The following is a 3,296-nucleotide window of genomic DNA, read 5'->3' as shown; positions in this document are numbered from 1 at the left end:
GTACCCGAACCTGTGATCGACGCGCCCCCGTCCGCGCGCCGCGGGCGGGGGCGCGCACGCGCTACAACGGAGTAGCAGGACTTCCATGGCTATCAGCGTCTTCGACCTCTTCAAGATCGGCATCGGGCCGTCGTCCTCGCACACCGGAGGACCGATGGCCGCCGCGCACCGCTTCGCGCGCGGGCTCGACCAGGACGGCCTGCTGGCCAAGACCGCGTCGGTCCGGGCGGTGCTGTACGGCTCGCTCGGCCTGACCGGCAAGGGCCACGGCAGCGACAAGGCCGTCATCCTCGGTCTGGAGGGCGACAAGCCCGAGCTGGTGGACGTGGACACCGTGGACGAGCGCCTGGCGCGCGTCCGCGAGAGCGGCACCCTCACCCTGTTCGGCTCGCACCCCGTGCCGTTCGTCGTCGGCGAGCACCTGGTGTTCGAGCGCAAGATCTCCCTGCCGGGGCACCCGAACGGCATGCGCTTCACGGCCTTCGACGCCGAGGGCGAGGAGCTGGCGAGCAAGGTCTACTACTCGGTCGGCGGCGGTTTCGTCGTGGACGAGAACGCGACCGGCGCGGACCGCATCAAGGCCGACGACACCGTCCTGCCCTACCGCTTCGACACCGCCGCCGAGCTGCTGGAACGCTGCCACGAGACGGGCCTGTCGATCTCCGCGCTGATGCTGGAGAACGAGAAGGCGTTCGGCCGCTCCGAGGCCGAGATCCGGGCGGGCCTGGTCGAGCTGTGGCAGGTCATGCGCGCCTGCGTGGACCGCGGCTGCTCCCGCGAGGGCCTGCTGCCCGGCGGCCTGAAGGTCGGCCGCCGCGCGCCCCGGCTGCACCGCAAGCTGGTCACCGAGAAGGCCACCGACCCGCTCGCCGCGATGGACTGGGTGACCCTGTTCGCCCTGGCGGTGAACGAGGAGAACGCCGCCGGCGGCCGGATCGTCACCGCCCCCACCAACGGCGCGGCGGGCATCATCCCGGCCGTCCTGCACTACTACGACCGGTTCGTCCCGGGCGCGGACGACGAGGGCGTCGTCCGCTTCCTGCTGACCGCCGGCGCGGTCGGCGTCCTGTTCAAGCAGAACGCCAGCATCTCCGGTGCCGAGGTCGGCTGCCAGGGCGAGGTCGGCTCCGCCTGCTCGATGGCCGCCGCGGGCCTCACCGAGGTCCTCGGCGGCACCCCCGAGCAGGTCGAGAACGCCGCCGAGATCGGCATCGAGCACAACCTCGGCCTCACCTGCGACCCGGTCGGCGGCCTCGTCCAGGTCCCCTGCATCGAGCGCAACGCGGTCGGCGCCATCAAGGCCATCAGCGCGGCCCGCATCTCCCTGCGCGGCGACGGCAAGCACTTCGTCTCGCTGGACCGGGCCATCAAGACCATGAAGGACACGGGCCGGGACATGCTCGACAAGTACAAGGAGACCAGCCGAGGCGGCCTAGCCGTCAACGTCATCGAATGCTGACCGGCGGTCAGGGCGCTACCGCCCCCTGACCGCCGCAAGCACGGCCCCGAACCCACCCCGGCTCATCACAAGAACCCCACCGTCCGGATTCTTGCTGTCCCGAAGCGCCACCAGACTGGCCACATCGGCGACCTCGACGCAGTTGTCACCGATCTCATCGCTGCGGGAAGCCTTACGCCACACGGCAGGTTGCGCGCCAACCTCGATGCATTGCCCGCCGTTGGTGCCGCTGTGGCTGCTGCGCCGCCACTCGCGCCAGTCCCGGGACATCGTTTCTCATCCCGTCCGCTTCACGGAGTCCACGAGATCGCGGAACTCCGCCATGGCGAGCCGGAGAACTCCACCCGCAGCATCCTTGCTGTCCCGCAGAGCCAACCGGCCCGGCGTGCTGGCGACCTCGACGCATTCACCGCCGTTGCCTCCGCTGTGCCTGCTCTTGCGCCACATGTCAGGCGCCGCGCCCACCTCGACGCACTCGCCGCCGTTGGGGCCGCTCAAGCTGCTCTTGCGCCACTCGAAGCCATCTAGGTCCATCTCTCCACCTTAATCTTTTGGATCATCTCGATGGTGAGGTCTCTGGGGAGGGCCAGCGACTGCACTTCTCTGAGCGCCTGACGCTGTGCTGCAATATCCTCCGGGTCTTCCATCGTGAATCCGCGAGCAGCGCATTCGACATAGGCGATCTCTTTACCCTCCGACAGCAATGCGAAGGTGAACGCGCTGACCACAGCCGAGTGGTCCGCACGCATAGGAACCACCTGGACGGCTGTTCTCCTGCTCATGACCTCGATCAGCATGTCGCACTGTCGCGCCATGGTCTCAGGTGAGCCCACTTGGCGGTAGAGGACGGCCTCATCGATCAGAAAGATGCAGCTCGGCGGTGCCGGCTCCTGGCGCGACAGAATCTTCTGCCTCTTCATGCGCGCCTCGATCTTGTCCTTGTCTCCGTGGAGCAAGACCTCGGCGTATTCCGGAGTTTGCAGAAGTCCGTGGACGACACTGAGCGAGTAGGCCGACAGTTCGGCGGCCTCGCTTTCGATCACGTGCCAGTCGAACCAGGTGGGGAACGCGGCGTCCTTGACGAGGTCGTCCCAGAGGTCGACCAGCTCGCCCTCCGCGCCGAACTCGCCGTCCATGAGCTCGATGAACTTGCGGGAGCAGCGGGTGCGGCCGTTCTCGATCGCGCCGATGTACTGCGCTTTCACGCCCGCCCCATTGTTGGCGCGCTTCGCCACCGCCTCCTGCGTCCATCCCCTGGCCTGGCGGTAGGCACGGAACCGCTTGCCGAAGGCGAGCAGACTCGAAGAGGTCGTGGCCTTCTTGCGCTTCGGAGCCATCACGTCGTCCTCTCAGCCAAAGTACGACTCAAGCGCGACCCAACCAAGGGGGCGGGAATCCCACTTCACTGCCCACCAACAAGCTGCGCTTTGTGACTCACGGTACACATTCGGTGGCTCAATGACCACGCGCCCGCAAGAATCTCGGAAGGCGGTTCCGTGGTCATGAAAAAGAACTCTCGCCCGTGCAGCAACACAGCAGACATTTCGGAGATCGAGACGCGCGCCGACCCGGAGTCCATCAAGGAGGTGCGGGACTTCGTGGGCGAGTGGTTCGGCGCGCACGACTACGCGTCCGACCTGGTCTATCTCGCGCGGACGGTCGTCACGGAACTCGTCACCAACGCGCTCCGGCACGGCTGTGACCCGGGTGACCCGATCACGGCCCGGGTGCTGCTCTCGGACGCGGGGCCGGTGATCGAGGTGGAGGACGGCTCGGACGTCCAGCCCGTCGTCCAGCCGCTCACCCTGGACGGGACGTCCGGGCGCGGGCTGGCCAT

The 3,296-nt window shown here is 67.7% G+C and carries 5 protein-coding genes; 2 read left to right on the top strand and 3 right to left on the bottom strand.

From position 1 onward, the window contains the following. Positions 1-85 precede the first annotated feature (85 nt). Complete coding sequence (locus AB0J52_RS33315; RefSeq protein ID WP_500186841.1) at positions 86-1,459, top strand: L-serine ammonia-lyase; 1,374 nt, start codon at positions 86-88, stop codon at positions 1,457-1,459. 15 nt (positions 1,460-1,474) lie between these two features. Here the strand turns inward: AB0J52_RS33315 and AB0J52_RS33310 are convergent, their stop codons facing one another. The 3 genes from AB0J52_RS33310 to AB0J52_RS33300 are packed head-to-tail and all read right to left on the bottom strand — an operon-like array spanning position 1,475 to position 2,796. After that, positions 1,475-1,729, bottom strand: coding sequence for a DUF397 domain-containing protein (locus tag AB0J52_RS33310; RefSeq protein ID WP_500186840.1), 255 nt, complete (start codon positions 1,727-1,729; stop codon positions 1,475-1,477). Positions 1,730-1,735: 6 nt separating this feature from the next. Beyond that, positions 1,736-1,993, bottom strand: coding sequence for a DUF397 domain-containing protein (locus tag AB0J52_RS33305; protein ID WP_500186839.1), 258 nt, complete (start codon positions 1,991-1,993; stop codon positions 1,736-1,738). Beyond that, entirely contained in the window at positions 1,984-2,796 is an 813-nt protein-coding gene (locus tag AB0J52_RS33300) for a helix-turn-helix domain-containing protein (RefSeq protein ID WP_500186838.1), read from the bottom strand. The genes AB0J52_RS33305 and AB0J52_RS33300 overlap by 10 nt, the downstream gene beginning before the upstream one ends. A gap of 165 nt (positions 2,797-2,961) precedes the next feature. On the opposite strand from AB0J52_RS33300, the gene AB0J52_RS33295 reads away from it, so the two are divergent. Further along, positions 2,962-3,296 (top strand): ATP-binding protein (locus AB0J52_RS33295; protein WP_500186837.1); only part of this gene is annotated, 335 nt, incomplete at its 3' end.

The sequence above is a fragment of the Spirillospora sp. NPDC049652 genome, assembly GCF_040675125.1.
In the GTDB taxonomy this organism is placed as follows: Bacteria; Actinomycetota; Actinomycetes; order Streptosporangiales; family Streptosporangiaceae; genus Spirillospora.
Note: the sequence above shows the minus strand (reverse complement) of the source record. Positions and strands in the feature narration are given on the sequence as shown.